We start from the raw sequence: 1,309 nt of genomic DNA, 5'->3' as shown, positions 1-1,309 counted from the left end.
GGTTCATCTCCCAACTCCGGGGAAGGCGGCCCGGATCTTGAGGAAGAAGTAGTCGTCATCGCGGTAGCCGTAAGCGATGCGCTTGATGACCTTGATGCGGTTGTTGATGCCTTCGACGAGGCCGGTGTGCATCGGCCAGCGGACTCGGCTGAGGATGCCGCGCCAGTAGGGGCGCAGGCATTTGGCGAAGTGCATCAATGCCGGGATGCCGCTTTCCCGGGCGTGGCGCAGCCATTGCGTCCAGGCGCGCCTCCAGGCCCAGGCGGTGGGTGCCGACCAGAGTGCCTTGAGTTGTTCCTTCATCACGTAGACCGCCAGTAGTGACTGGTTGGCAGCCAGCACCTCGTCCAACCGCACCTGTTCTGTCTTCTTGAGTGTTTCCGGATTGCGCAGCAGGAGCCAGTGCGCCCGCTTGACGACCTTGCGGGCCGGCTTGTCGTGGCGCAGTCGGTTGGCCGCATCCACCCGCACGCGGCTGACCACCTCGCGGCCATACTTGGCGATGACGTGGAACAGGTCGTAGACCACCCGGGCGTTCGGGCAGTGCTGGCGCACTTCCAAGTCGTAGGCCGTGTTCATGTCCATGGCCACGGCCTCGATGCGGGCGCAGCGCGCAGGGCCGAGCAGTTCGAAGAACGGTCTAACCTCAGCCCGCGAGCGGCCGCGCCCCACCCACAGCACCCGCTTGCGCTCCACATCGACCACCACGGTGGCGTAGCGGTGGCCCTTCTGGATCGCGAACTCGTCCATCGCCAGACGCCGGACGCCATCCAGGTCCACGGGCCCCACGCTGCGCTCCAGCGCCCGGAAGTCGATGGCCTTGGCGGTCTTCCAGTCGATGCCATGCCAGCGCGCGGCATGCAGCACTGAGGTCACCGCGCACAGGCGGGCGACGCTCTCGGCCAGACGCCGGGTCACCCGGCAATGGGGATCAAGCCACTCGAGGCGCTCCAGCCGCGGCCCGCAACGCGGGCACGCCAGTCGCAGACGCGGGACATGCAACTCCACCGGATCGCCAAACACCGGCAGATCCCGAACACACCGCATCGTCCGATCATGGACGGCCGCCACGACCTGGGCGCAACCCACGCAACAATGTTGCGCTTGCCGGAGCGGCTCCAGCTCGATGACCAGCCAACGCCGCTCCCCGCGCGGCTCATGGCGCCACTTGCGGACGCGGTATCCCTCCCAGCCACCAAGCCGGGACATACAATCTTGTTCGGCCACGGCCGACCTTCAGTTTGTTGCCTCGAGAACAGCAAGTCTGACCGGTCGGCCGTGCGCCTCTCCCTCAGTTGGGAGAAGAACC

At 66.5% G+C, this 1,309-nt stretch carries 1 protein-coding gene; it reads right to left on the bottom strand.

Features of this window, described 5'->3' with window-relative positions; translation table 11 throughout:
- Window positions 1-3: 3 nt before the first annotated feature.
- Entirely contained in the window at window positions 4-1,227 is a 1,224-nt protein-coding gene (locus G582_RS0113325) for an ISL3 family transposase (protein ID WP_028840231.1), read from the bottom strand.
- Window positions 1,228-1,309 lie beyond the last annotated feature (82 nt).

Source organism: Thermomonas fusca DSM 15424 (assembly GCF_000423885.1).
In the GTDB taxonomy this organism is placed as follows: Bacteria; Pseudomonadota; Gammaproteobacteria; order Xanthomonadales; family Xanthomonadaceae; genus Thermomonas; species Thermomonas fusca.
This window is presented reverse-complemented; position numbering and strand designations above follow the sequence as displayed.